This window comes from Rheinheimera hassiensis (assembly GCF_022436675.1).
Classification (GTDB): Bacteria; Pseudomonadota; Gammaproteobacteria; order Enterobacterales; family Alteromonadaceae; genus Alishewanella; species Alishewanella hassiensis.
Genome location: NZ_JAKUJZ010000006.1, coordinates 287,797 through 314,545, shown reverse-complemented (window position 1 = coordinate 314,545; position 26,749 = coordinate 287,797). Strand labels below are relative to the sequence as shown.

At 49.8% G+C, this 26,749-nt stretch carries 29 protein-coding genes and 1 tRNA gene; 17 read left to right on the top strand and 13 right to left on the bottom strand.

The window, feature by feature from the left end:
* From recJ to MJX74_RS14865, 10 genes are all read left to right on the top strand, one after another.
* On the top strand, nt 1-1,737 hold the full coding sequence (gene recJ, locus MJX74_RS14910) for a single-stranded-DNA-specific exonuclease RecJ (protein ID WP_240223635.1): 1,737 nt from the start codon (nt 1-3) through the stop codon (nt 1,735-1,737).
* A gap of 165 nt (nt 1,738-1,902) precedes the next feature.
* A protein-coding gene (gene prfB / locus MJX74_RS14905; RefSeq protein WP_338052285.1) for a peptide chain release factor 2 occupies nt 1,903-3,001 on the top strand; the annotation gives its coding sequence in 2 pieces (ribosomal slippage) (nt 1,903-1,977 and nt 1,979-3,001; 1,098 coding nt in all).
* 43 nt (nt 3,002-3,044) lie between these two features.
* Nucleotides 3,045-4,565, top strand: a complete 1,521-nt coding sequence (lysS, locus tag MJX74_RS14900) for a lysine--tRNA ligase (protein WP_240223631.1) — start codon at nt 3,045-3,047, stop codon at nt 4,563-4,565.
* 1,000 nt (nt 4,566-5,565) lie between these two features.
* Entirely contained in the window at nt 5,566-6,102 is a 537-nt protein-coding gene (locus MJX74_RS14895) for a ClbS/DfsB family four-helix bundle protein (RefSeq protein WP_476748536.1), read from the top strand.
* A gap of 239 nt (nt 6,103-6,341) precedes the next feature.
* Nucleotides 6,342-6,665, top strand: a complete 324-nt coding sequence (locus tag MJX74_RS14890) for a hypothetical protein (protein WP_068232534.1) — start codon at nt 6,342-6,344, stop codon at nt 6,663-6,665.
* Nucleotides 6,666-6,674: 9 nt separating this feature from the next.
* Complete coding sequence (locus MJX74_RS14885; protein WP_240223629.1) at nt 6,675-7,193, top strand: hypothetical protein; 519 nt, start codon at nt 6,675-6,677, stop codon at nt 7,191-7,193.
* Nucleotides 7,183-7,434, top strand: coding sequence for a hypothetical protein (locus MJX74_RS14880; RefSeq protein WP_240223627.1), 252 nt, complete (start codon nt 7,183-7,185; stop codon nt 7,432-7,434). The genes MJX74_RS14885 and MJX74_RS14880 overlap by 11 nt, the downstream gene beginning before the upstream one ends.
* Nucleotides 7,435-7,443: 9 nt before the next feature.
* A complete protein-coding gene (locus tag MJX74_RS14875; protein WP_240223625.1) occupies nt 7,444-8,520 on the top strand; it encodes an AI-2E family transporter in 1,077 nt (358 codons plus the stop codon).
* 196 nt (nt 8,521-8,716) lie between these two features.
* The gene (locus MJX74_RS14870) at nt 8,717-9,064 is read left to right on the top strand and encodes a PadR family transcriptional regulator (RefSeq protein ID WP_240223624.1); all 348 of its coding nucleotides are present in this window, start codon (nt 8,717-8,719) and stop codon (nt 9,062-9,064) included.
* A complete protein-coding gene (locus tag MJX74_RS14865; RefSeq protein ID WP_240223623.1) occupies nt 9,064-10,011 on the top strand; it encodes an HAAS signaling domain-containing protein in 948 nt (315 codons plus the stop codon). Before MJX74_RS14870 ends, MJX74_RS14865 begins: the two co-directional genes overlap by 1 nt.
* A 28-nt stretch (nt 10,012-10,039) precedes the next feature.
* On the opposite strand, the gene MJX74_RS14860 is transcribed toward MJX74_RS14865, so the two are convergent.
* Nucleotides 10,040-11,149: an RNA polymerase sigma factor gene (locus MJX74_RS14860; protein WP_240223622.1), complete on the bottom strand. Its 1,110-nt coding sequence runs from the start codon at nt 11,147-11,149 to the stop codon at nt 10,040-10,042.
* A 5-nt stretch (nt 11,150-11,154) separates the two neighbouring features.
* Nucleotides 11,155-12,084 (bottom strand): alpha/beta fold hydrolase, encoded by a 930-nt coding sequence (locus MJX74_RS14855; RefSeq protein ID WP_240223621.1) that lies wholly within the window; start codon nt 12,082-12,084, stop codon nt 11,155-11,157.
* A gap of 211 nt (nt 12,085-12,295) precedes the next feature.
* Between MJX74_RS14855 and MJX74_RS14850 the strand changes: the two genes are divergently transcribed.
* Nucleotides 12,296-12,508: a hypothetical protein gene (locus tag MJX74_RS14850; RefSeq protein WP_240223620.1), complete on the top strand. Its 213-nt coding sequence runs from the start codon at nt 12,296-12,298 to the stop codon at nt 12,506-12,508.
* An 8-nt stretch (nt 12,509-12,516) separates the two neighbouring features.
* Here the strand turns inward: MJX74_RS14850 and MJX74_RS14845 are convergent.
* Together MJX74_RS14845 and MJX74_RS14840 are read right to left on the bottom strand one after the other, a co-directional pair.
* A tRNA-Gly gene (locus MJX74_RS14845) sits at nt 12,517-12,590 on the bottom strand.
* Between the two features lie 94 nt (nt 12,591-12,684).
* Entirely contained in the window at nt 12,685-13,164 is a 480-nt protein-coding gene (locus tag MJX74_RS14840) for a DUF4124 domain-containing protein (RefSeq protein ID WP_240223619.1), read from the bottom strand.
* 183 nt (nt 13,165-13,347) lie between these two features.
* Between MJX74_RS14840 and MJX74_RS14835 the strand changes: the two genes are divergently transcribed.
* On the top strand, nt 13,348-13,611 hold the full coding sequence (locus tag MJX74_RS14835) for a hypothetical protein (RefSeq protein WP_240223617.1): 264 nt from the start codon (nt 13,348-13,350) through the stop codon (nt 13,609-13,611).
* Here MJX74_RS14835 and MJX74_RS14830 read toward each other — a convergent pair.
* Nucleotides 13,562-14,608 (bottom strand): DUF5924 family protein, encoded by a 1,047-nt coding sequence (locus MJX74_RS14830; RefSeq protein WP_240223615.1) that lies wholly within the window; start codon nt 14,606-14,608, stop codon nt 13,562-13,564. The genes MJX74_RS14835 and MJX74_RS14830 overlap by 50 nt on opposite strands.
* 135 nt (nt 14,609-14,743) lie before the next feature.
* Entirely contained in the window at nt 14,744-16,648 is a 1,905-nt protein-coding gene (locus MJX74_RS14825; RefSeq protein WP_240223613.1) for a propionyl-CoA synthetase, read from the bottom strand.
* Nucleotides 16,649-16,845: 197 nt separating this feature from the next.
* Between MJX74_RS14825 and arfB the strand changes: the two genes are divergently transcribed.
* On the top strand, nt 16,846-17,265 hold the full coding sequence (gene arfB / locus MJX74_RS14820; RefSeq protein ID WP_240223611.1) for an alternative ribosome rescue aminoacyl-tRNA hydrolase ArfB: 420 nt from the start codon (nt 16,846-16,848) through the stop codon (nt 17,263-17,265).
* 153 nt (nt 17,266-17,418) lie between these two features.
* Here arfB and dbpA read toward each other — a convergent pair whose 3' ends face one another.
* The 4 genes from dbpA to MJX74_RS14800 form a co-directional block, all read right to left on the bottom strand.
* Complete coding sequence (gene dbpA, locus MJX74_RS14815; protein ID WP_240223609.1) at nt 17,419-18,801, bottom strand: ATP-dependent RNA helicase DbpA; 1,383 nt, start codon at nt 18,799-18,801, stop codon at nt 17,419-17,421.
* Between the two features lie 338 nt (nt 18,802-19,139).
* The gene (locus tag MJX74_RS14810; protein ID WP_240223607.1) at nt 19,140-20,459 is read right to left on the bottom strand and encodes an amidohydrolase; all 1,320 of its coding nucleotides are present in this window, start codon (nt 20,457-20,459) and stop codon (nt 19,140-19,142) included.
* Nucleotides 20,460-20,554: 95 nt separating this feature from the next.
* Nucleotides 20,555-20,884 (bottom strand): bactofilin family protein, encoded by a 330-nt coding sequence (locus tag MJX74_RS14805; protein ID WP_240223605.1) that lies wholly within the window; start codon nt 20,882-20,884, stop codon nt 20,555-20,557.
* An 8-nt stretch (nt 20,885-20,892) separates the two neighbouring features.
* Nucleotides 20,893-21,843 carry a M23 family metallopeptidase gene (locus MJX74_RS14800; RefSeq protein WP_240223603.1) on the bottom strand — a complete coding sequence of 317 codons (951 nt, stop codon included), beginning with the start codon at nt 21,841-21,843 and terminating at the stop codon, nt 20,893-20,895.
* Between the two features lie 18 nt (nt 21,844-21,861).
* Between MJX74_RS14800 and MJX74_RS21790 the strand changes: the two genes are divergently transcribed.
* Entirely contained in the window at nt 21,862-21,993 is a 132-nt protein-coding gene (locus MJX74_RS21790) for a hypothetical protein (RefSeq protein WP_275692798.1), read from the top strand.
* A gap of 97 nt (nt 21,994-22,090) precedes the next feature.
* On the opposite strand, the gene MJX74_RS14795 is transcribed toward MJX74_RS21790, so the two are convergent.
* On the bottom strand, nt 22,091-22,576 hold the full coding sequence (locus tag MJX74_RS14795; protein ID WP_068232493.1) for an FKBP-type peptidyl-prolyl cis-trans isomerase: 486 nt from the start codon (nt 22,574-22,576) through the stop codon (nt 22,091-22,093).
* A gap of 10 nt (nt 22,577-22,586) precedes the next feature.
* Nucleotides 22,587-23,555: a tRNA-modifying protein YgfZ gene (gene ygfZ, locus MJX74_RS14790; protein ID WP_240223599.1), complete on the bottom strand. Its 969-nt coding sequence runs from the start codon at nt 23,553-23,555 to the stop codon at nt 22,587-22,589.
* 151 nt (nt 23,556-23,706) lie between these two features.
* Between ygfZ and MJX74_RS14785 the strand changes: the two genes are divergently transcribed.
* Both MJX74_RS14785 and MJX74_RS14780 read left to right on the top strand, forming a co-directional pair.
* Entirely contained in the window at nt 23,707-23,958 is a 252-nt protein-coding gene (locus tag MJX74_RS14785) for an FAD assembly factor SdhE (protein WP_068232485.1), read from the top strand.
* Entirely contained in the window at nt 23,945-24,373 is a 429-nt protein-coding gene (locus MJX74_RS14780; RefSeq protein ID WP_240223598.1) for a protein YgfX, read from the top strand. The genes MJX74_RS14785 and MJX74_RS14780 overlap by 14 nt, the downstream gene beginning before the upstream one ends.
* A 15-nt stretch (nt 24,374-24,388) precedes the next feature.
* On the opposite strand, the gene nadB is transcribed toward MJX74_RS14780, so the two are convergent.
* Entirely contained in the window at nt 24,389-25,999 is a 1,611-nt protein-coding gene (gene nadB / locus MJX74_RS14775; RefSeq protein WP_240223597.1) for an L-aspartate oxidase, read from the bottom strand.
* Nucleotides 26,000-26,147: 148 nt separating this feature from the next.
* Between nadB and rpoE the strand changes: the two genes are divergently transcribed.
* Nucleotides 26,148-26,723: an RNA polymerase sigma factor RpoE gene (rpoE, locus tag MJX74_RS14770; protein ID WP_068232476.1), complete on the top strand. Its 576-nt coding sequence runs from the start codon at nt 26,148-26,150 to the stop codon at nt 26,721-26,723.
* Nucleotides 26,724-26,749: the final 26 nt, after the last annotated feature.

Here is a 26,749-nt window from a genome sequence, read left to right as displayed (position 1 = left end):
ATGTCTGCAGTAAACCGCTTTATTCAACGCCGGGTAGTGCCCGGCGTATTACCTGAACTACCTGATAACACCCACCCCGTGCTTAAGCAGCTGTATGCCTGTCGCGGGGTCGTGCATGCTAATGAGCTTGAACGTGGCGCCGGCCGTTTATTGCCATTTCAACAGCTAAAAGGCATTGATGCAGCCACTGCACTATTAATTGATGCCCTGCAACAGCAGCAACATTTAGTCATTGTTGGCGATTTTGATGCCGACGGTGCCACCAGCACGGCGGTGCTTATCAGCGGGCTACGTGCTTTCGGCTTTAAATCACTGGAATACCTGGTGCCTAACCGCTTTGAATATGGTTATGGTTTAACTCCCGAGATGGCCGAGCTGGCGGTAGCGCAGGGCGCCGAGCTGATAGTTACCGTTGACAATGGCATATCCGCCCTTGAAGGCGTAGCACTGGCCAAAAAAGCCGGTGTTAAGGTGCTGGTAACTGACCATCACCTGGCCGGCAACGAATTACCCAATGCCGATGCTATTGTAAACCCGAATCAGCCAGGCTGTAGTTTCCCCAGTAAAGCGCTGGCAGGCGTTGGTGTCGCTTTTTATCTGCTGCTGGCACTGCGCGCTGCACTGCGGGAGCAACACTATTTTACCGGGCGCCAACTAAGCGAACCCAACTTAGCCGAATTGCTCGATTTAGTCGCGCTGGGCACAGTTGCTGATGTGGTGCCACTGGACAGCAATAACCGGATTTTGGTGCATCAGGGCTTAATGCGTATTCGCAGCGGCAAGTGTCGCCCAGGTATTCAGGCACTGATTGATGTCGCCAACCGCAACGCCGTTAAACTGACCGCCAGCGACTTTGGTTTTGCCTTAGCACCACGGTTAAATGCCGCTGGCCGGCTGGATGATATGTCGCTGGGTATAAGCTGCCTGCTGGCAAATGATTTGGGTTTAGCGCGTCAGTACGCCGCCGAGCTCGACAGCCTGAATGTAGAGCGCCGCGCTATTGAGCAAAGTATGCAAATAGAAGCGCAGGCGTTTTTAAGCCAGCTCTCATTTGACGGAGCCGAACTGCCGGAGGCATTGTGTTTATACCGGCACGACTGGCATCAGGGCGTGATTGGTATTTTAGCCGGGCGTATTAAAGAGCAGTTTCACCGGCCAACTATCGTGTTTGCCCAGGGCGATGAGGGCGAGCTTAAAGGCTCAGCGCGCTCGATAAGCGGCCTGCATATCCGCGATTTACTGGAAGAAATTTCCAGCCAGTACCCTGGCTTAATTAAAAAATTCGGTGGCCATGCCATGGCGGCAGGCTTAACCATCAGTGCAGATCGCTTAGATACGTTTAAGCTGGCGCTGAGCCTAACGGCAAAAAAACATTTAACGCCCGAGCAGCTGACAGCAGTGATCTATAGCGATGGCGAGCTGCCGGCAGAGTGTTTTGATATTGGCTTTGCCCAATTGCTGCAAAACGCCGGCCCCTGGGGCCAGGCCTTTCCCGAGCCGGTTTTTGATGGCGAATTTAACCTGATAAGCCAAAAAATGCTGGCTGACCGCCATTTAAAAATGATGCTGCAAACCGCAGATGGCAAGCTGATAGATGCCATCTGGTTTAATGCCGACAACAAAGCCTGGCCGGATGTTAACGTACAAAAAGTGCAACTGGCGTATCAGCTGGATGTTAACGAATACCGCGATAAACAAAACCTGCAGCTTATAGTGCGGCATATGTTGGCTGTGTAAAATGAAGCAGAGGGGGCTGGTAAAGAGTTCTGGTAAAGCACTCTAAAGACCTCTGCTCTATATTTAGCTGGCATTTTTCGCGTTAGATGGCTGCACTGCCAGCGATAAATTTGCTACAATCCACGCCTATTTTTTCTCCCGATATTCAAGGTTACGGCTAACAGCATGTTTGAAGTCAATCCGGTGTACAACAGCATTAAAGATCTTACTGAACGCACGAATGTGCTTCGGGGGTATCTTTGACTACGATGGCAAAAAAGAACGCTTAGAAGAAGTCTCGCGCGAATTAGAAGACTCAGCTATCTGGAACACGCCGGATAAAGCCCAGGCGCTGGGTAAAGAACGTTCTGCACTGGAACAGGTGGTTGGCACCATCGACAAGCTCGACAGCGGTCTTGAAGACGTCGAAGGCCTGATAGAGCTGGCAGTAGAAGCTGAAGATGAAGAAACTTTCGAAGAAGCCAAAACTGAACTGGCCGACCTGGACAAGCAGCTGAGCCTGCTGGAATTTCGCCGCATGTTCTCCGGCAAAAATGACGAAAACCATTGCTATCTGGATATTCAGTCAGGCTCTGGCGGTACTGAAGCCCAGGACTGGGCCAGCATTTTAATGCGTATGTACCTGCGTTGGGGCGAAGACAAAGGCTTTAAGCCTGAACTGTACGAAGTAACCGACGGCGATGTGGCCGGTATTAAAGGCTGTACCATCAAATTTAGCGGCGAATATGCCTACGGCTGGCTACGCACCGAAACCGGTGTACACCGCCTGGTGCGTAAAAGCCCGTTCGATTCCGGTAACCGCCGCCATACCTCGTTTGCTTCGGTGTTTGTCTCGCCGGAAATTGATGATGATATCGAAATTGATATCAACCCGGCCGATTTACGTATCGACACTTACCGTGCCTCGGGTGCCGGTGGTCAGCACGTTAACCGTACCGACTCAGCTGTGCGTATTACCCACTTACCCACTAACATCGTGGTGCAGTGTCAGAACGACCGCTCGCAGCATAAAAACCGCGACAACGCTTACAAGCAATTGCGCGCCAAGTTATATGAGTTTGAGCTGCAAAAGCAAAACGCCGAGAAGCAGGCGCTGGAAGATACCAAGTCGGATATCGGCTGGGGCAGCCAGATCCGCTCTTATGTGTTGGATGATTCGCGCATTAAAGACTTACGTACCGGTATCGAAACCCGCAACACCCAATCGGTGTTAGACGGCGATCTGGACAAATTTATTGAAGCCAGCTTAAAAGCCGGGCTGTAATTGTTACTTAACTAAAACTTCGACCTCAATCAGGAAACGCACTATGTCTGACCAACAGCAACCACAAGAAGAAATTCAGGACGTAAATAAACTGATTGCTGAGCGAAAACACAAGCTGGCTGGTCTGCGTGCAGACGGCTTTATGTTCCCGAACGATTTTCGCCGTGACAGCATCTCCAGCGATGTGATTGCCAAATACGATCACTTAACTAAAGAAGAGCTGGAAGCGCAAAAAATCACCGTAAGCCTGGGCGGCCGCATTATGACGCGCCGTATTATGGGTAAAGCCAGCTTTACCACTATTGCCGATATGGGCGGCAAAATTCAGCTGTATGTCGCGCGCGACAGCCTGGCTGAGGGCGTATACAACGACCAGTTTAAAAAGTGGGACTTAGGCGACATTATCGGTGCTACCGGGCATTTATTTAAAACCCAAACCGGCGAATTAACGGTATGGCTGAGTGATATCCGCTTGCTGACCAAGGCACTGCGCCCGCTGCCGGATAAATTCCACGGCTTAACCGATAACGAAGCGCGTTACCGCCAGCGTTACCTCGACCTTATCTCTAACGAGCAATCACGCCACACCTTTTTAGTGCGCAGCAAAACCGTGGCCTACATTCGTCGCTTTTTTAACGACGAAGGCTTCTTAGAAGTAGAAACGCCAATGCTGCAAGCGATTCCCGGCGGCGCCTCCGCGCGGCCGTTTGAAACGCACCACAATGCGCTGGATATGCAGATGTTTTTGCGTATCGCACCCGAGCTGTATTTAAAGCGCTTGGTAGTAGGCGGCTTTGAAAAAGTATTTGAGCTTAACCGTAACTTCCGTAACGAGGGCGTGTCTACGCGCCACAATCCGGAATTTACCATGCTGGAGTTTTACTGGGCCTATGCCGATTACAACGACTTAATGGATTTAACCGAGAAGTTATTCCGTGGTTTGGCAGAGCATGTACTTGGCAGCACCGAAGTGCCGTATCAGGGCGAAGTGTTCGACTTTGGTAAACCGTTTGCGCGCATGTCGGTGACCGAGTCTATTTTGCATTACAACCCGGATCTGACCAAAGCACAGCTGGAAACACGTGACGCGGTGGCCGAGCTTGCCAAATCACTGGGTATTGAAGTTAAAGCCAACTATGGCCATGGCCGTATTTTAATGGAAGTGTTTGACGAGCTGGTAGAAACCAAGCTGCGCCACCCCACCTTTATTACCGAATACCCGGCAGAAGTGTCGCCACTGGCACGCCGTAACGACCATAACCCGGAAATTACCGACCGTTTCGAGTTCTTTATCGGCGGCCGCGAGTTGGGTAACGGCTTTAGCGAGTTAAACGATGCAGAAGACCAGGCCGAGCGTTTCCGGCATCAGGTAGCACAAAAAGACGCCGGTGATGATGAAGCCATGTTCTACGACGAAGACTTCGTTACCGCGCTGGAGCACGGCTTACCGCCAACAGCAGGCCAGGGTATCGGTATCGACCGCCTGGTAATGTTACTGGCCGACGCCGCTTCAATCCGCGACGTTATCCTGTTCCCGCATATGCGCTTGCACCACGAAAAGTAAGCAGCTTACTGATGTGAAAAGCCAGACCTTGTGTCTGGCTTTTTTGTTTTTAGCGGTTAGCCTCTCAGCGTAAGTGTTATAAGGGCAGAACGGCATCTGCTAGCGTAATTTTTAACTGAGCAAATATACAGTGATCGAGTCTGAGTTTTTTATCTGCAACTTGCGGGTTTAAAACCCGAGATTTGCAAAGGCTAAAATTGCTACAAGATAAAAATGCTTGATTTACATTCATCTAGCGCCATAGACTGGACGCAAAATTGCAACTTGCGGGATCTTAGCAACGCAACTCGCGGGTTTAGGTCCTTTGAATAAGCGTTAGTTGCCATCAAATATGAAGGGCAGATTTTGAATAAAATTTATAGGTTTTTAATTCTTGCTGTACTCGTCATTGCTGCGCTTAGCTCATACAGCTATGGCAATTCTACGGGTGTATTTGTATTTATAATTTTAGGCTTTGTTTTTGAGGGGCTATTTTGGTTTGGCTTATTTCGTAAAAGCCCAAAAAGCTCTTCTTAATCAAAGTTAACAACTAACAAGGCGCAGCACTCGCGGCATGTAGCCGCTGGGATGCCAAACGTTACGCGGTCGTCACCCGTGTGCTTTGCATTTTTGAATCGCCTATGCAACTAAAAACTGCCGTTGAACTCGGTTTTATGGCTTAGTAAATTAACGTTTAGGTGTTTTGGGGAGAATGCATGATTAACGAACTAAAAAATTGGTGGAACGCTGTGCCCAAAGCGCAAAGAGCAGGGTTGATAGTGTTAGCCGTATTTGTGGCAGCAGTTTTAATCATGAGCTTTGGCGTTACTATTGGCAGATCTCTGGGTAAGGCGCTTTAAATCTGGTTTACTCAGTAAAAGTGCTTTTAAAGCTACAGTTCGCTCTGACTGTTGCGTCAATAATTGGGCTGTGTAGTTATAACAATGCCAGGCACGGCGACTCTTTTCTGTTGGGGCTTCGCCTTAACTACAACGTCGCGCTTGCCGACGGTGTTATGTGAATGGATAAAATAATGTCTTCAGTTCCTGAATCGAAAGATGAGTTGCTCACAGCTATAAAGTCGATATTCCCGAAACTTATGCACGATTATCGAAGCGTCCCTGCATCGCTGACGCGTAAATGTGAAATTGAAGGTAACGTAAAAGGGACACAAATTAGCGTGTGTGACACTGTCGCTTATCTTATTGGTTGGGGAAACTTGGTTTTGAAATGGCACAGTTTGAAGTCGCAAGGTTTACAAGTAGATTTCCCTGATACAGGTTATAAATGGAATCAGCTTGGGTTGTTGGCGTTCAGTTTTCACGATCAGTACCGGGACTGGAAATACGAGGACTTACTCTCGGAGTTAGACTCAACAATAAACGAGCTTATTTTGTTAGTTGTAAGTTTAAGCAATGAAGAACTGTATGAAACGGCGTGGTATAAAAAATGGACATTTGGTCGAATGATCCAGTTCAACACAGCATCGCCAATGAAAAATATGCGAGCCAAAATTAGGCGTTTTAACAAAAAACAACTGGCTTCGGTAGGCAATTAACATAACACATATGAGCCAGACTGCTGTCTGGCCTTTTGCATTCCAATACCCGGTAAAGATTACTGATAGTGGGTAACTTCTACAGTTTTTACTGCTGTTTTTCTGCTTTGGAAATAATAAAACTTTAATAAGTGTCTGTTTTTATTATTTTATTCTATACTGGTATGGCCATTGCATTTACCTTACTGGCATATTGCAGCATTTTGCTGCTTTCCTCGTGTTAACCAAGGAGACATATTATGGCTACTTCACAAAGCGCAACAGCTCAGGCTACAGGTACTACCAATAGTGGTTTAAATTCACCGATGACAGAAAGAGCCAGTGAAGCCGCGCATCATGCAGTCGATGCCATGGCAGTAAAAGCGGCATCAGCAGAAGACACTCTGCGCAAAACCGCTGCCAGCTCGCAGGAAACCCTGGCGCACAAGCAGGAAGAGATTAAGCAACAATTACAAAGCGGCTACAGCAAAACGCATGAGTTAGCGGCACAAAACCCGTTGGCAACTGCCGGTATTGCTTTTGTTGCAGGTATGCTGGTAACTGTTTTGCTGCGTCGCTCTTAAGGCTGCCGCATGCAAAGCCGCGAAGCTTCTGGAGCGCCCTCAGGGGCGCCAGACCAAGCTACTGCTGAAGCACTGGCTGCTCAGCAGCAGGCCGTATCAGAGCAAGCTAAGCAAAAAAAGCCGTTCGTCGAACAAACTTTAGATCAGCTGTCAGAAATGGCAGCCCTGAGTTTGTCGGTGAAGCAGCGTTATACTGGCCAGGTAAAACTGGCCGGTAAAACGGCTAAAGCTGAATGGCAGTTAACCGCGCGCAGCCTCACTATAGCTGCAGCACTGGTGGTATGCTTTGGCGCTGGTATGATCTTGCTTTGGTGCAGCATTTTGCTGTTACTGGGGTATTTATTATTTCAGCTTACCAGCTCAATTTTAATCACCGCAGCAGCTTTATTGCTATTGCAGTTTGGATTGTTGTTCTGGTGTTGGCGCAGCTTAGGGCATGTGTTGTCTCAGGTTGGTTTTTCACATACCTGGCAACAAATACGCCGGTTATTTTTTGCGCCGGAAGAGGAAGATAAAGATGCTGATTGATCAGTTACTGGTAGAACAGCGGCTAAAAGTAGCCGATCTGGCAGAGCAGGGGCGACAGCAGCAAAAACTGTTGCTGGCTGAAAACTGGCTACTTGGCCAGCGCGCCAAGTCTTTTATCGGTTCAGCACCTGGCTTAATGCTGAGCTTTACCGCAGGTTGTTTGTTTCAACTGCGGCATAACAGTTCAGTAAAACTGCTGCGCAGTGTTGTTGGCTTTCGTTGGATAACACAGTGGCTTTAGCAGCATTTTATGGCTGAAGCACCGTTAAGCCCAACCCGGTTGCGACATTACGCCTCTACTAATGCAATGAAGCTGTTAGCTGCATTAGCGCTTGCCTACACCTTTTACTTTTGCCGTAGCCTTATTCTGCCGTTATTGCTCTCTGGCCTGGTGGCACTATTCGCCAGCCCGGTTGTGCGTATTCTGAGCAATAAATTTAAAGTGCCCAGATCGCTTTCTGCTGCCATGGTGCTGGTTTTATTAGTCATGCTGGTGGGTTACAGCATCAGTTTATTATACGAACCTGCAGCACAATGGCTGCAACGCCTGCCACTGCTTGGCACCAAGCTTGCCGAACACGTTGACGGTATGGCCGATTCTTTTGATGCATTAAAAGAGAATGTACTGCCTGGCGGCTCGTCCAAAGAGTCTTTACAAAATGCGATGGGTTCAGGGTTGCTGCCGGTATTGTCAATAATGGCTGAAGCTACTGCGATGATGCTGTTTCAGCTGGCCGCCATTATTATGCTGACGTACTTTTTTCTGGTTTTTGGCGATACCCTGCTGCGCAATATGGTGCGGGCGCGGCCCTCACTTAATGCCAAGAAAAACCTGCTGTCGATGTTTCACACTATCCGTGATGACATCTCGCGTTATGTGCTGGTAGTGAGTGCTATCAATATCCTGCTGGGCTTAACTACGGCAGTTGTGTTTTATCTGTTAGACGTGCCAGACCCTCTGCTGTGGGGCGCGCTGGCCACTATTCTTAATTATGCACCTTATCTTGGTCCTTTTTTATTAACCATACTGCTTACCGGTGTCGGTTTTATTGAATATCAGCAATTAAGCCAGATTTTGCTGTTACCGGGCGTATTTCTGCTACTGAATGTCATTGAATCACAGCTCATTACACCGTTAGTGCTGGGTAAACGTTTTAATATGAACCCGCTGCTGGTGGTGATCTGGATGTTTATCTGGGGCTGGATATGGGGCGCAGTAGGCGTATTGATCGCCATTCCGTTACTGGTATGCCTGAAAATTATCGCCGGCCATCTGGATATAGCGCCAAACTGGTTAATACTGCTGGACGATAAAACAGTTAGCTAATGCTTCTACACTAGCCCTACGCCACGCCACATTAGCTCAGCCTTTCTCAAACCCACTTTTTTAACTATCTGAAAATAATCAGCTTATTTTTTATGTAATTTTCTTTATGCCAACAGCTTGCTTTTATACTGTGCGGTGCCTAGTATGTTGCTGTGTGTCGCACAGTATGTGATGCACAGTATAGGAAGCAAAGGTTATGACAACTGCACAACTGGATAAAATGCGTTTGGAGCTGCGCCGTGGCGTGCTGGTGCTGGCGGTGTTGGCATCATTAAAGCAGCCGCATTACGGCTATTCGCTACGCAAGCAACTGCAGGATGGAGGCATTGATATTGATGAAGGCACCTTATACCCGCTAATCCGTCGTCTGGCTGATCAAGGCCTGCTCGACAGCGAATGGCAGCAAGGCGAAGGGCGTGAGCGGCGCTACTATCAGTTATCAGAGCTGGGGGCAGAGCTGCTTAGCCAGCTCACTGACGAGTGGCAGCATCTTAATAATTCTCTGAGCAATTTGCTGGGTACAGCATCACAGGAGACTAAATAATGGAACTGGTAAAACGTTATATTGCTGCGGTGCAACGTGAGTTACCCGAGGCAAAACGCGACGAGATTGGCCGCGAGCTAAACGCCAATATTATGGATCAGTTAGATATGTTAGCTGAACAGCAAGGTGAGCTGACCGACACTGATATTGCCGCGGTGTTAAAGCAGATGGGGCACCCGCGCACAGTAGCGCAGCAGTTTGTACCAGTGCAGCCACTGATCAATGCCAGCTACATGTCGTTGTATAAAAATACGCTGTTTATGGTGTTGGGTATCCTATTTGTGTTACATGTTATTGACGTTACTACACACTGGCTAAGCAGTGCCGATATGGGCCTCATAGGCTATGGTTTTGCCTTATTCGGCGGTTTTATTGATGATGCTTGCTTTGGCTTTACCTCTATTACGCTGGCTTATTGGCTAATGTCGCGCCAGCAACCTGTCGCTAATTCCGGCTGCGGCAGCAATTGGCAGCCGGAAAAACTGCCATCAGCCGGGCCAGGTTGGCAGCACATAAAGTTGCAGGATATATTTACCGATTTAGCCAGCTACATTTTTTTGCTGGTAGTGATTTGGTACCCATTGTATATGTCGGCTGAACAACTGGCGCAGAGTGCTCTGTTACTTAGCAGCAATGTCAGGCTGATCCTGCAATATAGCACGCCTTTGATTGTACTGGGGATAGTGCACTCACTATGGCAATTGCGGCAGCGACTGTGGAGCCGAAGCATGTTAGCCACACATGTGCTGCTTAATGCCGCTATTGCCGTAATAGCGCTATATCTGGCCAGTACATCACCACTGCTAGAGTTGAACACTGAGCGCTGGCTTGGCGTGTTTAACCTACAGCAACTGGAACGCAGCGCTATGATAACCCTGGTGATTATTGCGTTGATCCCCGCCTGGGAAGCCTTACGTGATACCCTGCGGCTGCGTAAGTTGAAATAGCTGCGACACTCAGTCGGCCGCCTGAGCACTAAAGGCGGCCGCTGTTTATCAACCCAATAATTAAACCGGTAAAACCAGCACCATAACCAGCCAACATGCCAAAAGCGCACCACAGCTGGTTTTTGCGATACACCACTTGGCCCTTTTGCTTTAGTTGCGGTGCCAGTAGTTGCCACACCTTCAGGTTAAACCACAGTAAGCCGCAGACAAAAATGGCAAAAGCCGTTATTGGCCCCCAGGCACCGCGGGTTAACTCATAACCTGCTGTTAGCAACAGGCCGCAACACAGCACCCAGGCAATGGTCTGGTTACGCAGCTTAATTAACTGCTGTTTTTGCTCAATACTGCCGGCGCGTTTTATTGGCTGGTGCATGCCGGCAATAACACCCACCACACCGGCTAAAGCACCCAGCATAGCGCCACCCAGTAACATGGCTATTTTGCCAAAGCCGCTACTCTGGCTGGCGGCAGTCGTTATCGTAGCGGCTGCTAATGGCGGGCTGGCCATCGTCAGCGCGCTGCAAATGGCCGCGGTTAACCCCAGGCCAGGGGCAGTAGTAAGAATAAGCCTGCCATATTTGGCCAGCAGTTGCTGTTTTAACCGTTCGCGCACCCGTTGCAGTTTTTTACGCACGTTGCTTTCGCTTAAGCCCAGCAGCTCAGCCACCTGCTGGCTGTTTTGTTCTTCCCGGTAAAATAGCAGTACTATTTCGCGGCTATCTTCGGGTAACTGGCTGATAAAATCTGCCATTATGCGGTTTTTCTGTGCTTTGGCTAAATCGTCGCTCAATTCAGTATCACTGGCAAATTCTGCCAGCACGCTATCGGCTTCATTGCCCCTTAACTGGCTGCTTAACTTATTATCACGCAGGTAATTAAAGGCACGGTACCGGGTGATCTGGCGCACCCATGGCAAAAAGCTGGCTGGGTTTTGCAGCGTAGTTAACTGCTGCCAGATATGAATAAACACCTGCTGGGTAATATCTTCACTGGCATCTAAATCTTTAACGATAGCCAGCGCTATGCTGCTGACACTGCGCTGGCAGCACGCTACCAGGCGCTTAAAGGCGTTGATATCACCCAACTGCGCCGCCGTAACATCAGGAATAAGTTGGTGCTCGGTAATTGAAATGCTCATGCTGCTTAGTCCTTTAATGCATCTGCAATACGGCGGGTTAACCAGTCTGGTTGATCCAGCATAATAAAATGCCGTGCTTCACGGTTAAACTCAAGTGTGGCATTAGCAATAGTAGCAATTTGCTGTTGATACAAAGCGTTGGCAGCTATGAGTTCAGCTTCGCTGCGCAGGGCACCGCCAGCACCAATTAATAATACTTTGCTCTTAATGTTATGTACTTGGGGTCGCAGATCAGTGGTTAGCAGCTCATACACGGCTTGGCCTACACTGCGCGGATCTGAGGCTGCCGCCATAGCAATTACCAACTGTTGATGGGCCTCCGATATAGCCTGGATTTGCACACCTTGCGTTGTCATATTTGCCAGTTGCTCTGAGTTCATCCCCTGATACAGAGTTTTGAAATACTCTGCCTGCGGCATTACCTGCGCCACCGTGGTGTTGCTATCGCGGCTAAACACCGGTGCCAGATAAGGCAAGCCATCTACGGCGATGACAGTGCCTATACTGTCGGGTGCACTACTGGCTAGGCTAAATGCCATAAAGGCACCTAAACTATGGCCAACAATAGCTGGTTTTGTCAGTTGCTGTTGCGCAATATACTGCAGTAACTCTTGTTTTACGGTGGGCAGTAAGTCACCGGTAATAGCAGTTGTACCGGCAAAACCAGCAATGCTGATTAAATGCAGCTGGTATTTATCGGCCAGTGCCTGTGCGGTTGGACGCCATACGCGCTCGTCAGACATTAAACCGGGGATCATTAGTACCGGCTTGCCGCTGCCTATCACCTCAACGTTAAAGCTCTCAGCGGCTTTGCTGCTAAAATTGGCCGCCAGCATACCGCCAACGATAGTGAGTGAAATAGCAAAGCGAGTCCAGAAACCGGGTTGTGGTTTTTTGCTGTTATTTTGCGCGCTGGTTTTTATCTTATTGTGCATGACAATTCCTTAGTAAGTGTTGAGTAACATTACTAAGTACCGTCAGCATGATCTGCTGTGACAAAAAAACTGCAAAATATTTTTTTTGCGCAGAAACCGGAGCGGGTGGCGGGAATCGAACCCGTGTCTAAAGCCTGGGAGGTAACGGGCATCAGTTGAGCTACATTGTTATAAGCAGTATGCTTGTAGTAAACCAAAGCGGAGTATTCAGATGTTAAATATTCAGATAGATAACCCTGTATTGGAAGCAGATCTAAAGCAAGTGTTTGGTGACAACCCACAATCTGTTGCCCGTGCTTTTGCTGAGTTTGTTCAGGCGAAGCGCATTAGTGATGATATTAAAGTGTCCGTTACTCAGCTAGAGCAAGGGCTGGCGATTAAATCTACCGATGTGTTTAGCAGCATTCGCGCTAAGTATGAATAAACCTGAGTTGGAGCGGGTGGCGGGAATCGAACCCGTGTCTAAAGCTTGGGAAGCTTTCGTTCTACCATTGAACTACACCCGCAGTGCATTAGTGTGTAAAGCAGAGCGCTAAGTTACTGTACTGCTGGTGCAGCCGTCAACTGCCGTAAAATACTTTTCTATTTGTACCTGTTACGTTAAAGCCTTTTTAATTCATCATTTAATCTGTCTATTTCAACGTCAATTGCCCTTACGTCTGTGTCGTACTGAGCGGCTATTGCTGCCATTTCGTTAGATAAGCTTTCTTCCCATACTGCGCCAGCCAGATTGTTGTTTGCATAGCGCTTAGAGTTCTTCAATTTTGCCATCTTTGCATCACGCTGGTTTTGCAGTTTGGCTTTGTCTGATTTAAGCCTGTTTATTGCTATACGCATATCACGCTTTTTGATCGAATCACTTAGCCTGTTCATTGTGGCGGCAGCTTTGTCAGTGCTAGTAGTGCTTTGAGGCTGGGGTGGGTCGGCTATTTCATCTCTGGAGTAATCAGTAACCTGGGCATCGTCGCTGCAGGGGATCTGGCTGTAGGTAATCACGCCGTTAACTTCGCACTTATAGACATTGGCTGAAACTAAAGCCGGTACTGTTATCAGCAAGAGTGGCAGTAAGTGAGGTCTCATTTTGAACGTCCTAAAGTCCTTTTAAAGCAATCATAGATAATTGGGTACACAATTGCATCTCTAAATCCCGATTTTACTGTGTGGCAATATGCAGTAAACGGTGTTTATGGCTGACAACTATACTTTTAGCTGCATTATTGTCACACTGAAAACATCAGATAAAAAAAGCATTAAGGGCGTTATATGCGTTTCATTTTAAGTGTGTTGATAGGTCTGACGTCTTGCATGGCGCATGCCACGCCACAATTTAGCCAGGCGGAATGCCAGATGTTAAATGAGCAGCGGCTTGAGATACGCAGGCAATTGCGCCAACCGTATAACCCTGATCATGGCCAGCAGTTGCAGGCGCGGCTGAAGGAGCTTGAGCAGTTACTGAAACAACATTGCCGCCAGCCGGTTAAAAACCCGCCTGCGGTAGTGGTGCCGGTGCAGCGGCCGTTACTGTAAAGCGGGCCAGGCCGATAAGCTGCTCTGATTCTGTTACTACTTCTACCCGCCATTTGCCTTCGGCGTTGGCCGGAAAATTCAGTTTATGGCTCCAGGCGCGATAACCAGTGGCGCTGCCGCCGGTGATATTCAGCTGAATACGATCCACTTCTTTGCCATTGTGCAGCCAAACATGAAAAATTTGCTCTTTAAGGCCGCGAGGCACCGTTACCGCGGTAAAGCTGTATAAGCCTTGCTGTTGTAAGTCGTGGTTGTTGACCTGGCTGATGCTGTCGCCGGGCTTACGTTGCTCGTAGTCCATTTCGTGCGACAAGATTATAGCGTTAAGGCGAAGGGCTGCCGGCGGCACCCAACTGCGTAGTTGCCATAAACCGGCGCTAAGTACAGTAAGTAAGCAGAGTAAAAACGGTACCCGCCACCAGCGGCCACCCGGCATTATTGCGCCCAGGCTGGGTAAACTCAGCAGCACGGCGATACCCAGGGCTGCGGCCATGCTTTGGCTGGTGGTAAGTTGCATTAATACCGGCAGCACTATTAACAGTACAACAAACAAAGTAAAAGCATGGAACACCACAAACACTGTGCGATGTGGTGCCAGCTTTTTGTAATACAGTGGGTCTACTACAGAAACCAGCGCGCAAAAAATAATCAGTATAGTAAATGCCGCCTGGCCGTGGTGCCAACTGGTAACAGCAAGAAAAAACGGTAAGGCGAAAAACAGGCTTTCCTGATGCACTGTTTGCAGAGCAAAACGCACCAGAATGGGCGATAGCGTTATGCCAAAGCGTTGCTCTATGCGTTCGCGCAGCCAGTTATCCAGCAATAGCCATAACCAGCTAAGCAATAAAAGTACGGCAATAATCTGTGCCAGCGATTGTTTGCGTTCAACCAGAATATAACTGGCTACACCAGCGGCAAAGGCCAGCACGGCCATCAAACCAGGCCAGCGCTGCATAAAGGCAATGGTTTTGTGCATCAGGTTTATCGGCGATATCATTCGGGCAACAGCTCCATACAGCCCGCTGGATGCGGCGCAAATACAACGTAATTCAGGCGCAGTAGCATAAGCTGTTTAGCCCCCAGATTGCCAGCGCAGATTAAGCTGTTATTGGCTACTGCACCGGGGGCTGGCTCAGGTTTGGCTAATCAGCCCCTTGCTGGCCATCAGTTGGGCAATTTCAGCTACGCTGGCCGGGTCGTCTATGGTAGACGGTACGCTGTATTCTTTGCCATCTGCAATTTGCCGCAGCAGTTTACGTAAAATTTTGCCGCTGCGGGTTTTGGGCAGGCGTTTTACAATAATGGTTTTTTTAAAGCAGGCCAGTGCGCCAATTTCCTGCCGTACCATAGCTACCAGTTCGGCTTCAAGTATGGTTTCGTCAATGTCGGTGCCGTTTTTCAGCAATACCAGCGCCAGTGGTTGTTGGCCTTTGATTGGCTCGTGAATACCAATAACGCAGCACTCGGCAATAGCCGGGTGATTAGCGACAATTTGTTCCATTTCGCCGGTAGATAAGCGGTGCCCGGCAACGTTGATTACATCATCAGTGCGGCCCATAACAAACAGATAGCCGTCTTCGTCAATATAGCCGCCGTCTCCGCTGGCGTAGTAACCGGGGAAGCTATCCAGGTAACCGGCGACAAAGCGCTCATCGTTACCCCAGATAGTGGTTAAACAGCCTGGTGGCAGTGGCAGTGCTATGGCGATAAAGCCCTGCTCATTAGCGCGCAGCACTTTGCCGCTGTCGTCCAGTATTTGTACATTAAAGCCCGGCACCGGCACGGTAGCTGAGCCTGGTTTGGCGTTCATTAACTCCAGTCCGGCCGGGTTGGCGGCTATGGGCCAGCCGGTTTCAGTTTGCCACCAGTGATCAATCACCGGTTTTTTCAATTTTTCAGCTACCCACTGGTAGGTGGCCGGGTCCAGCCGTTCACCGGCAACAAACACGGCGCGCAGGGCCGATAAATCATAGCGTTGCAGTGCGGCGTCCGGGTCTTCTTTGCGAATAGCCCGAAACGCCGTGGGCGCGGCAAATAAAATATTGACCTTATACTCAGCACATACGCGCCAAAAAGCGCCGGCATCGGGGGTAAATACCGGTTTACCTTCGTACAATACGCTGGTGCAGCCGGCGATAAGCGGTGCATAAACAATATAAGAGTGGCCAACTACCCAGCCAACGTCAGACGCGGCCCAGAACACATCGCCTGGTTTGGCGTTATACACCGCCTGCATACTGTAATTAAGCGCTACCGCATGGCCGCCGTTATCACGCACTACGCCTTTGGGTTTGCCGGTGGTGCCGGAGGTGTACAATACATATAACGGATCGGTGGCTTTTACCGGCACACAAGGCGCGCTTTCTGCCGCGGCCATAGCCTGGCGCCAATCCAGGTCGCGGCCGCTTTGCAGGGTAGCCAGTAGTTGTGGCCGCTGATAAATAACGCAGTGCTGTGGTTTATGTTCAGCTTTGCTGATGGCGTCATCCAGCAGTGGTTTGTAGGCGATAAGTTTACTGATTTCAATACCGCAGGACGCACTAACCACCACTTTGGGTTTTGCGTCGTCTATCCGCATGGCCAGTTCATGGGCTGAAAACCCGCCAAATACCACTGAATGTACTGCACCTAAACGCGCCACCGCCAGCATGGCAATGGCAGCTTGCGGGATCATTGGCATATAAATCACTACGCGGTCGCCTTTGCTCACCCCCAAAGCTTTTAAGACTCCGGCAAATTGAGCTACTTCATCGCGCAGTTGGCGGTAGCTAAATTGCTGCTTGCTGTTGGTTACCGGCGAGTCGTAAATCAGCGCGGTTTGTTCGCCACGGCCTTGCTCAATATGGGTATCCAGCGCCAGATAGGCAGTATTTAGCACGCCGTCGCTAAACCATTGATAATGATTGGTATCTTGTTGCTGCAAAATAGTGCGCGGTGTTTTATACCAGTTTAGTTTAGCGGCTTGCTGCTGCCAGAACGGTTCGGGGGCGTTAATGGCACGTTGATATTCATTGTGATAGAGGCTGGTGCTGGCCATATTGATGTCCTTGCGTCGGTAGTGGTAACGACAATGGCTTTACTGTAACTAAAAATTGCAGTTAACGAACTTAGACTTAAGGTGCATAGACTTTAGGCGTATACCACTAAGTAGTGTGGGTATTGGCCGTTAAACTTGTGTCACGGCGGTGCTTGTGGTCTGATCGGGGTATTAACGCAGCAACCTATAGCGATAGTATGGCAATTCAGATTTCAGGTAGTGTGGCTCTTAATGACAATGAAGTGGAGTGGCAGTTTATCCGTTCCAGCGGTGCCGGTGGCCAGCATGTGAATAAGGTGTCTACTGCCGCGCAGCTGATTTTTGATATTAATGCGTCCAGCTTGCCGCAGTTTTATAAAGATAAGCTGTTGGCAAAATCAGACCATCGCATTACGCAAAGCGGCAAAATTATTATTAAATGCCAGCAAAGCCGCAGCCAGGAGATGAACCGCGAGCAGGCTTTGGCGCAGTTTATTGAGCTGGTGCAGTCAGCCGCCAGAGTGGCGAAAAAACGGGTTGCCACCAAAGCCACTTATGGCAGCCAGCAGCGGCGGCTGGAACATAAAAAGCAGCGTGGTGCTACCAAGGCGTTGCGCCAGGGGAAGCCGCAGCTCTAGTGTGCAGAACGGTGATGGGGTTTATGCGCGAACCGGTTTGCCCACGCAAACGCGCCGTAAATACCTCCCTGTAGGCTCGATTCAGGCATCCATGCCTTCAACGGTTCGCTTAGGGCAAATCGGTTCTCACTCCAGTTGCAATGACCGTTGTTGTCACAGTGCCCGGGCGCGGATACTTTTGCCTTTAATTTTACCCTGCTGAATCAGCTGCAGTGCCAGCTTTACGGCTGTACGTTTTACTGCGACAAAGCTCCAGATATCGTGCAGCTGAATTTTACCTAAGTCGTCATTGCTTAGCTGCTTGCTGGCTGTGAGGGCGCCAACAATATCACCGGCACGGATTTTATGCTTTTTACCACCATCCAGTTGCAGCGTGGCCATTAACGGCTTAGCCGGTTTTAATGCGGCAATATCTACAACCGGCAGTTCAGCCGCATCAATTTTAATACCTAAGCCATCTTCCAGCGGGATCAGTTTACCGGCATCACTGGCAGTAAATAAGCTTAGCGCAATACCGCTTTGGCCAGCGCGGCCGGTGCGGCCAATACGGTGGGTGTGGGTGTCAGCATCATGTGCCAGCTGGTAGTTAAATACCGCATCTACACTGCTGATATCCAAACCGCGGGCAGCAACGTCGGTCGCTACTAAAATACAGGCGCTGCCATTGGCAAACTGTACCAGGGTTTGGTCACGGTCTTTTTGCTCCATATCGCCATGCAGTGCCAGTACGCTAAAACCAAACTGATGCAGGGCGTCGGCAACGTCTTGTGTTTCGCGCTTGGTATTACAAAACACCATGCTGCTTTGGCCCTGATACTGCAGTAATAAGGTACGCAAAGCACTTAAGCGGGCGTTGTTGTCGGCCACCTGGAAAAACTGCTGCTGTATGCTGCTGGTGTCGTGCTGCTCGGCTACTGTTACCTGCAGCGGGTTGGTTAGCAGGCGCTCACTTAGCTTGGCAATAGCGCTGGGATAGGTGGCGCTGAATAACAGTGTTTGGCGTTTTGCCGGAGCTTTAGCGATAACGTTATCTAAGTCGGCCTGAAAACCCATTTCCAGCATGCGGTCGGCTTCGTCCAGCACCAGCGTGGTTAAATCGTCCAGATTTAGCCGGCCTTTGTCTAAATGATCAACCACCCGGCCCGGCGTGCCAACAATAATATGGGCGCCATGTTCCAGTGAGCCGATTTGCGGGCCAATTGGTACGCCACCGCACAGCGTAAGAATTTTAATATTATGAATACTGCGCGCCAGTTTACGCAGCTCTGCCGCCACCTGATCGGCCAACTCGCGCGTGGGGCAAAGTACCAGCGTTTGCACGCGAAAATATTTAACATCTAATTTAGCCAGCAGGCCTAAACCAAACGCGGCCGTTTTGCCTGAGCCTGTTTTGGCCTGTCCGATAACATCCTGCCCGGCCAAAATTGCCGGCAGTGCCTGCGCCTGAATAGCTGTCATGGCACTGTAGCCTAAATCGTTAAGATTACTGACTAAAGCGTCTGGTAAATTCAGGCTGGAAAAAGAGGTGTTGCTCATGCTGGTGCTCCGCAAAAGATAAAACTGCGGGCCTTGGCCTGCAAAAGGGGCGGCATTGTAGCAGAATGGCGCTGCTTTGCATTATTTTGATGGTGAAAAAAGCAGCTAAGCCTGATGATGCAACTCGCTGCCATCGGTTTGTTCACGCTAACACGCCGTGAATCCATCCATGGGGGCTCGATTATGAACTTCATCCCTGAAGTTCATCCTGCGGACCAGCACAGCTGTTCAAATTCGCTCCAGGCGAATTTGTCAGCATCCATGCCTTCAACGGTTAGCTTAGAGCAAACCGATTCTGCTCTATTCGGATATAACCTGCGACATGTCTTTTAATGACATCATTGCTTTGGCATTAAATCCAGCAAGGCGATCACAGTGGCTTCCACGCCCTTGGTTACCGCAGGTTGTGGGCTGATTTTAAACAGCGGGCTATGGTGGCTGGGCACTGCCGGGCCACCGGCTTTCTCAGCAGCAAATGCCTCTGCCGGTGTGCCGCCAACCGCAAAGTAAGTACTGGGGATATACGGCTTAGTGGTAAAAAACGGGAAGTCTTCTGCACCCATACCTAAGCGTTTGTAGTTTTCATCAAACACCGGTTCGCCCATGTTGGCCGCCCAGGCTTTTTTCAGCCGTTGTGTCAGCGGAATATCGTTCACGGTAGGTGGGGTGGGCTCGTCGGTAATGCGTACTTCAGGCAGTTTATCTTCCGGCAAACCGGCTGCCCGGCCCAGGTTTTCGGCTACCCGTTTAATGGCAGCGATTAAATATTCCCGCGTTTCCCAGTTGTCGTTACGCACAGTTAGCTGTAGGTGGGCTTTATCGGAAATAATATTGTGCTTGGTGCCGCTGTGAAAGGCGCCTACGGTAATTAATGCCGGCTCTTTGGGTGCTATTTCACGGCTGACGATGGTTTGCAGTGCCAGCACAATTTGCGCGCCCAGCACTATAGGGTCTTTACCCCGGTGCGGGCTGGCGCCATGGGCCCCCACTCCGTGCACAATAATATCCACGCTGTCTACGCCCGAGTAGGGCGAGCCTTCTACTGCGACAATTTTGCCGGTTTCAATTTCAGATGAAACATGAAACGCCAGCGCATAATCGGGCTGGCCAAAGCGGCCCCAGATATTGTCCTGCATCATGCCTTTGGCGCCGCCAACCCGTTCTTCTGCCGGTTGGCCCACCAGCATCAGGGTGCCGGACCATTGGTCTTTCATCGCCGCCATGCGCCTTGCCGTGCCTACCAGGCTGGTAATGTGTACGTCGTGGCCACAGGCATGCATAACGGATACTTCGTTGCCGTCCCAGTCGGTTTGTTTCGCTTTAGAGGCATAAGCCAGGCCGGATTTCTCCTCTACCGGCAAGCCATCCATATCGGCACGCATCATTACCAGCGGGCCGGGGCCGTTTTTCAGCATGGCTACCACACCGGTTTTGCCTACGCCTTCGGTAACGTCAAAACCGGCATCACGCAGCTCTTTTGCCAGGCGCTTAGCGGTTTGGGTTTCCATATGCGACAGTTCGGGATGTTGGTGAAAATGAGTAAACAGCGCGCCCAGATGTTGCTGGTAATCTTGCTGAATTTGTTCAGGTAAGGAATTTGCGGCAACAGCACTGAGGCTGCTAAAGCAAAGTAAACTGGCCAGAAGCGTTTTTTTCATTGTTATACCGCCGTTAAGTTTAAATACGTTATCAACTTAACGGCGCAACGAAAAAAACACCAGCCTTTGCGACCAACGGCGAAGACTGAGCGGTATTAACCGGTTTCGGTTTTGCTCTCCAGCGATGGCGTACTACGCTCGGTGGATTCAGTTTTAGGCAGGCTAATGACCTGTTCGGTTGAGGTTGGCATGGTTTTACCAATAAAGCTGCCACCGCGCTCAATGCTCAGATCGTCGCAATGGATCACGCCGTGCGCTTTGCCCTGCGGCAATATTTCAACGCTATTGGCAAAGCAATCGCCTTCAAATAAACCGTTAATAATCACCTTGTCGGCAGTAAGCTCGCCTTTTATGCGGCCGGTGCCACTGATCACTAAGGTTTTTTCGCTGACAATTTTACCTTCGACATAACCGTCTACCTGCATATCGCAGCTTAGTCGGAGACTGCCGTTAACTGTGCATCCTTGTGCAACGACAGTTGTAACTGCGTGCTTGCCTTGGTTTCCAGCATGCTGACTAAAGAATCCCATTTAATGCTCCTTTCCTTCTCAAACACCAGATCGAAATTAGTGGCATCCCAGTCCATAAAGCTTTGTGGATTAAGTGCCCGATCAAGGAAATGTACTTCGTAATGTAGATGCGGTGCGGTAGATAAACCGGTATTGCCTGAGGTGGCGATTAGCTCGCCTTTATGTACAAAGTGGCCACTTTTTACTTTAAAAGAGTCCAGATGTGCATAAAGGGTTGAAAAACCAAACGCATGGCGGATTTTTAACAGATTGCCGTAGCCTTGTTTATTCGGCCGGACAACTTCAACCACGCCATCAGCCGGTGCATAAATAGGCGTGCCGCGGCTAGCGGATAAATCTACCCCTTTGTGGTGCTGCTGTTTGCCAATAATAGGGTGTTCGCGTACACCAAAGCGTGACGAGCGGCGCCTGAACTCCAGCGGTGAACCGTTAGGTACCAGTTGCAGCATCGCCAGGCGTGCAGCCGAGTTAACGCTGGCAGTATCAAGCCGGTTTTCTAAATTTTGCGGATATTGCTGCTCTAATCCCAGTGCCAGTTCTATTTCGCCAACGCGGTTTACTACCTGCAGCATTTCGTCTTGTTTGGTGTTTAGCTCAAGCTCCAATTGCTGTTTGCTGTTGTTCAGCAAATCAATTTCTGCCCGCAGGCTGGCGGCTTGTTCGGTAAGCGCAGTACGCTGGTGCTGGCTTTTATCTACGGTGCGCAGCAGGTAATCTATAACCGCAGCGGTAATGATCAGGCCAAACAGCATGGCCCACATAGCTATAACGGCGTTGCGTTTAAACAGTTTGCTGACATTAAAATGGCGGGTCCCATTGATGGTTGAGACAGAAATGATAATACGATCTTTCATTCAGGCCGGTCGCTCTCAATGGAAAAAATTCTGACAGTCGGTAAAAATATGTGGCTTTGCGCTCAGTGTCAAGAATTTACTGCAGGTGCTAATGGGCTGTTACTAACCGGCGCAATGCAATTCGCCAAAGTGGGGCTTGATCTGAATTAAGTTTTTTGCCGTTAAGCAGGGTAAATGCTGAAGGAAAAAGTAACCGCTGTTGGCAGGAGTTGCCGGCCTTTACCGGCCGGCTTTTAGGTGTAGCTTATTAGTGACCGGCGTGGCCATCTATGCCATGCACATGGCCATGGCTGAGTTCTTCTTCGGTGGCATCACGTACCAGCAGTACTTCAACGTCAAAGCTCAAATCGATACCAGATAACGGGTGGTTACCATCAACCACGACTTCATCTTCGGTTACTTCCAGCACGATAACCGATTGCTCACGGCCATCCGGGCCGGCGGCACGAAAACGCATACCCACGGCAACGTCCATACCTTCAAACATGGTTTTTGGTACGGCCTGCGTGAGTGCATCATGGCGCTCGCCATAAGCCTCTGCAGCTGCAATATCGGCTTTAAATTTGTCACCGGCGGCTTTGCCGGTTAACGCCTGCTCTAAACCCGGAATAAGTGAACCGTGGCCAAATAAGAAGACTAAAGGCTCGCCGCCAACGGAAGAATCCAGTTCGTTACCTTGTGGATCGGTAACGGTGTAGTGCATGGCGACAACTTTGTCCTGAGATATGGTCATGAAAACCTCTTTAATTTAGCGAGTAAGGTAACGGCACTATGCGAAGTGCCGGGGCACTGTCGCTGCTAAGCCGTAATGAGTCTGCCGGTGTTATGTCGTTAGGTAATACCGCAATTAACCATAATTGGTTATGAATGTTTGCTGCATTGACAACCTGGCCGCTCCGGCGCCAGTTCTCACCTAGTTGAATTTCTATATCAGTGCCAGCTTTTGGCACTTCGTCTGTGTCGGCTGTTAAAATGTACGCGGCTCTTTTATTACCGCCACGGTATTTCAGCCGGGCCACTGTTTCCTGGCCGATATAGCAGCCTTTGGTAAAACTAATGGCATCTAATGCTTGTAAGTTAAGCATTTGCGGCACAAATTCGCCAATTAAACCCTGTTCCAGATAACTAAAACCATGCTGAATATGCTGTGCCAACCAGACGTTAGGTGCGGCAAAGGGCAGTTTTTGCTGCATTAGCTGCTGGGCTTCTGCTACAGGCAACAGCAGCATAAAATGGTCGGCAGCCAATGCCAGCAATAAGGCATTGTTGTGCCGGGCAAGTTCGCCGCGCTGTGGTAGGGTAAAGCCCAGCTGCGAGATCAATGTTGCTGCATTTTCGCCACCCAGACCAAATACGGCGAAGTGCTGCTGACCTGCTTCGAAACTGACTTTAGAAAAAACGCCAAATTTTTTCCACTGCGCGCCAGAGGCGTTAAGTTCGTCGCGAAAGGCAATACTGATAAGCTGCTGCGCATGGCTGACCAGATAAAATTGTGACCACATTTTACCCTTGGCGTCACAGTGGGCACCGTGCAGAAAATTATTGTCGTTTAGCTGATCCAGATCGCAGGTGGTTTGGCCCTGCAAATATTTGCGGTTGTCGGGCCCGCTTATCAACAGGCTTTCAAATGCCGGTAGCGGTGAAATAAAAGCGCCCTGAACCTGAGTGGACAATGCGGCGTATTGTTCTGCTGTTAACCAGGAAGTATGCATAGTGTGCCGTAGCGAAGCTCAGTATTAAAACGAATATTGCTATCATTGGGGGAAAGCCGGAAAAGCTCAACCCCGTTTGCTAATTTTTGTTAGAATCAGCGGCTATCCTGTCGGGATCGATATATCAAAGCGCTATTTGCAAAGGAAACATATGGCAGAGTTAATGATTAAACCAAGATTACGCTGGGCGTGCCGTCGCGGCATGCTGGAGCTTGATGTATTACTGGCCCCTTTTGTTGAAGACGGTTATGACGCGCTGACACTGCAGCAAAAGCAGGATTTTGAGCGTTTACTGGCCTGCGATGATCCAGACTTATTTTCCTGGTTTATGGGCCATGCCAAATCGTCTGATGCGGCTATTCAGGCGTTGATCCAGGTTATTCTGGATCGTGTCCGCGTATAACCTCAGTTTGTCGGCCAGCCGTTGGTGTCAGCGTGGCATGATGCTGCTGGCGGCACTGCCGGTGCTGGTATTGGCTGTCACTCCGCTGGGCAGCACCGGGGTTATATTGGTGGCCTTGGTATTGCCACTATTTTACTGGCACTGGTACGGTGTTTTGCAACAACTGCGGTACAGTGCCACGCTAACCATAACCGATAACAGCCAACTACACTGGTTTAACAGCCCCTTACCACCTGGCAGGTTGTTGCCCGGTGGCTTGGTTAGCCAGCATATGCTGCGGCTGCAGTGGCAGGCCGATACCGATCAGCGCTGCTACCGTAAGTGGATTTTTGCTGATCAATGCTCAGAGACACAGTTTCGGGCGTTGGCCAGAGCCATCAGCCAGCAAAACTGGCAGTCAGGCTCTGGCGTATAGCCTAAGCCGTAGCTTTTAAACGCTGGCGTTGGGTGTAAGTACAGTTGGCTTGCTGTCGGGCTGGGTGTCCGGGTAGTCCAAGTTATAATGCAGGCCCCGGCTTTCTTTACGCTGCAGCGCGCAGTGGATAATCAGCTCGGCTACCTGCACCAGATTACGCAGCTCCAGTAAATTATGGCTGACACGAAAATTGCTGTAATACTCTCGAATTTCCCGCTGCAGTAACTCAACCCGGTGCAGTGCACGTTCCAGCCGTTTGTTGGTGCGCACTATGCCAACGTAATCCCACATAAATAACCGCAGCTCGTGCCAGTTGTGGGTAATCACCACTTCTTCGTCTGAATCGCTGACACGGCTGTCATCCCACGGTGGCAATACCGGCAGCTCGCTGCTGCTATCTAATTCTGCCAGTATGTGGCTGGCCGCAGCCTGCGCAAACACTACACATTCAAGTAGCGAATTACTGGCCATACGGTTAGCGCCGTGCAAGCCGGTGTAGGCCACTTCACCAATGGCATACAGGTTATCAATATCAGTCTGGCCATTTAAGTTGGTCATTACGCCACCGCAAGTGTAGTGCGCTGCCGGCACCACCGGAATGGGTTGGCGGGTGATATCAATACCCACGCTTAAGCATTTGGCATAAATGGTAGGGAAGTGCTCAATAACGAAGTCTTTCGGTTTGTGGCTGATATCCAGATAAACACAGTTGGCGCCAAGACGTTTCATTTCATAGTCGATAGCGCGGGCGACGATATCGCGCGGTGCGAGTTCAGCGCGCTCGTCAAAATCCGGCATAAAGCGGCTGCCATCCGGCCGTTTTAAATAAGCACCTTCACCGCGCATGGCTTCAGTAATTAAAAAATTTGGTGCATCCGGATGATACAAACTGGTGGGGTGAAACTGGTTAAATTCCATATTGGCGACGCGACAACCGGCGCGCCAGGCCATGGCTATGCCATCGCCGCTGGCAACATCGGGGTTGCTGGTGTACAGATACACCTTGCTGGCACCACCGGTAGCTAATGCAATAAAGCGGGCCCGCACCAGCTCTACTTTGGCGGCATCTTTATTCCAGACGTAAGCGCCATAACAGCGCTTTGGCTCACGGCCAATTTTACGGCCGTTAATTAAGTCGATAGCGTTGTAGTTTTCCAGCAGCTGAATATTCGGATGGGTTTTAACCTGATCTACTAAGGTGATCTGTACGGCCTGGCCGGTGGCGTCGGCAGCATGCAAAATACGCCGGTGGCTGTGGCCCCCCTCACGGGTTAGGTGATACTTCAGGCTGCCGTCTTCATCTTTATACTGATCAAACGGCACGCCCTGAGCAATCAGCCATTCCATCGCAGCTTTGGCATTGCCGGCGGTAAACTGCACAGCGGCTTCGTCACAAAGGCCGGCACCGGCTATCAGGGTGTCATCAACATGCGATGCAATACTGTCGTTTTCATCAAACACAGCAGCTATGCCTCCCTGAGCATATAGCGTTGAGCCCTCGCGAAGCGGGCCTTTACTGAGTACCAGCACACGGGCTTTGTCTGCCAGTTGCAGCGCCAGCGACAATCCGGCAGCGCCGCTGCCGATAATTAATACATCACAGAGATATTCTTTTGCTTGCGTCATGCGATACACTTGCCATCAGTCAATGTCGGGCTATTGTAGCTTTTTTGCCAAACTTAGCAGAACTATTTCTGTGCAGCAGAGTCATAGCAATACGCTAGACCAGCGCCAGTTAATAGAACGATTAGTATTACAGGGGATCAGCTCGGATATGAGCGAGCAAGAATTGGACTGGCAGATTGTCCAGCGTGTACAACAAGGCGATAAAGCGGCGTTTAATGTATTGGTGCGAAAATATCAGCACCGGATTGCGAACTTAATTTCCCGTTATGTCTCTAACCACGGAGACGTAGCAGATGTCGCGCAGGAAGCCTTTATTAAAGCCTATAGGGCTATCCCGGGGTTTCGTGGCGAAAGCGCGTTTTATACCTGGCTTTACCGTATTGCGGTAAACAGTGCTAAGAATTATCTGGTTGCTAATGGCCGTAAGCCGCCGGCAACCGATGTTGATGCTGAAGATGCTGAATATTTTGAAGGCAGCGATGCATTAAAGGAACAAGATTCACCGGAAAAGTTGTTATTGTCCGATGAAATTCGTAATGTGGTGTTCAGCACCATTGAAAAATTGCCCGACGAACTTCGCACTGCTATTACGCTGCGTGAACTTGAAGGGTTAAGCTATGAAGAAATCGCGGAAGTAATGGGATGCCCGATAGGCACCGTCAGAAGCCGTATTTTCCGGGCACGTGAGGCAATTGATTTGCAGCTTAAGCCGTTAATAAGCTAGCAGTCAGGGCAAAAACCAGTAATTTT

Excerpts from the sequence above, each read along its gene's own strand:
- recJ (WP_240223635.1), top strand. The coding sequence starts at position 1 with ATGTCTGCAGTAAACCGCTTTATTCAACGCCGGGTAGTGCCCGGCGTA.
- lysS (WP_240223631.1), top strand. The coding sequence starts at position 3,045 with ATGTCTGACCAACAGCAACCACAAGAAGAAATTCAGGACGTAAATAAA.
- MJX74_RS14895 (WP_476748536.1), top strand. The coding sequence starts at position 5,566 with ATGGATAAAATAATGTCTTCAGTTCCTGAATCGAAAGATGAGTTGCTC.
- MJX74_RS14890 (WP_068232534.1), top strand. The coding sequence starts at position 6,342 with ATGGCTACTTCACAAAGCGCAACAGCTCAGGCTACAGGTACTACCAAT.
- MJX74_RS14885 (WP_240223629.1), top strand. The coding sequence starts at position 6,675 with ATGCAAAGCCGCGAAGCTTCTGGAGCGCCCTCAGGGGCGCCAGACCAA.
- MJX74_RS14880 (WP_240223627.1), top strand. The coding sequence starts at position 7,183 with ATGCTGATTGATCAGTTACTGGTAGAACAGCGGCTAAAAGTAGCCGAT.
- MJX74_RS14875 (WP_240223625.1), top strand. The coding sequence starts at position 7,444 with ATGGCTGAAGCACCGTTAAGCCCAACCCGGTTGCGACATTACGCCTCT.
- MJX74_RS14870 (WP_240223624.1), top strand. The coding sequence starts at position 8,717 with ATGACAACTGCACAACTGGATAAAATGCGTTTGGAGCTGCGCCGTGGC.
- MJX74_RS14865 (WP_240223623.1), top strand. The coding sequence starts at position 9,064 with ATGGAACTGGTAAAACGTTATATTGCTGCGGTGCAACGTGAGTTACCC.
- MJX74_RS14860 (WP_240223622.1), bottom strand. The coding sequence starts at position 11,149 with ATGAGCATTTCAATTACCGAGCACCAACTTATTCCTGATGTTACGGCG.
- MJX74_RS14855 (WP_240223621.1), bottom strand. The coding sequence starts at position 12,084 with ATGCACAATAAGATAAAAACCAGCGCGCAAAATAACAGCAAAAAACCA.
- MJX74_RS14850 (WP_240223620.1), top strand. The coding sequence starts at position 12,296 with ATGTTAAATATTCAGATAGATAACCCTGTATTGGAAGCAGATCTAAAG.
- MJX74_RS14840 (WP_240223619.1), bottom strand. The coding sequence starts at position 13,164 with ATGAGACCTCACTTACTGCCACTCTTGCTGATAACAGTACCGGCTTTA.
- MJX74_RS14835 (WP_240223617.1), top strand. The coding sequence starts at position 13,348 with ATGCGTTTCATTTTAAGTGTGTTGATAGGTCTGACGTCTTGCATGGCG.
- MJX74_RS14830 (WP_240223615.1), bottom strand. The coding sequence starts at position 14,608 with ATGATATCGCCGATAAACCTGATGCACAAAACCATTGCCTTTATGCAG.
- MJX74_RS14825 (WP_240223613.1), bottom strand. The coding sequence starts at position 16,648 with ATGGCCAGCACCAGCCTCTATCACAATGAATATCAACGTGCCATTAAC.
- arfB (WP_240223611.1), top strand. The coding sequence starts at position 16,846 with ATGGCAATTCAGATTTCAGGTAGTGTGGCTCTTAATGACAATGAAGTG.
- dbpA (WP_240223609.1), bottom strand. The coding sequence starts at position 18,801 with ATGAGCAACACCTCTTTTTCCAGCCTGAATTTACCAGACGCTTTAGTC.
- MJX74_RS14810 (WP_240223607.1), bottom strand. The coding sequence starts at position 20,459 with ATGAAAAAAACGCTTCTGGCCAGTTTACTTTGCTTTAGCAGCCTCAGT.
- MJX74_RS14805 (WP_240223605.1), bottom strand. The coding sequence starts at position 20,884 with ATGCAGGTAGACGGTTATGTCGAAGGTAAAATTGTCAGCGAAAAAACC.
- MJX74_RS14800 (WP_240223603.1), bottom strand. The coding sequence starts at position 21,843 with ATGAAAGATCGTATTATCATTTCTGTCTCAACCATCAATGGGACCCGC.
- MJX74_RS21790 (WP_275692798.1), top strand. The coding sequence starts at position 21,862 with ATGGAAAAAATTCTGACAGTCGGTAAAAATATGTGGCTTTGCGCTCAG.
- MJX74_RS14795 (WP_068232493.1), bottom strand. The coding sequence starts at position 22,576 with ATGACCATATCTCAGGACAAAGTTGTCGCCATGCACTACACCGTTACC.
- ygfZ (WP_240223599.1), bottom strand. The coding sequence starts at position 23,555 with ATGCATACTTCCTGGTTAACAGCAGAACAATACGCCGCATTGTCCACT.
- MJX74_RS14785 (WP_068232485.1), top strand. The coding sequence starts at position 23,707 with ATGGCAGAGTTAATGATTAAACCAAGATTACGCTGGGCGTGCCGTCGC.
- nadB (WP_240223597.1), bottom strand. The coding sequence starts at position 25,999 with ATGACGCAAGCAAAAGAATATCTCTGTGATGTATTAATTATCGGCAGC.
- rpoE (WP_068232476.1), top strand. The coding sequence starts at position 26,148 with ATGAGCGAGCAAGAATTGGACTGGCAGATTGTCCAGCGTGTACAACAA.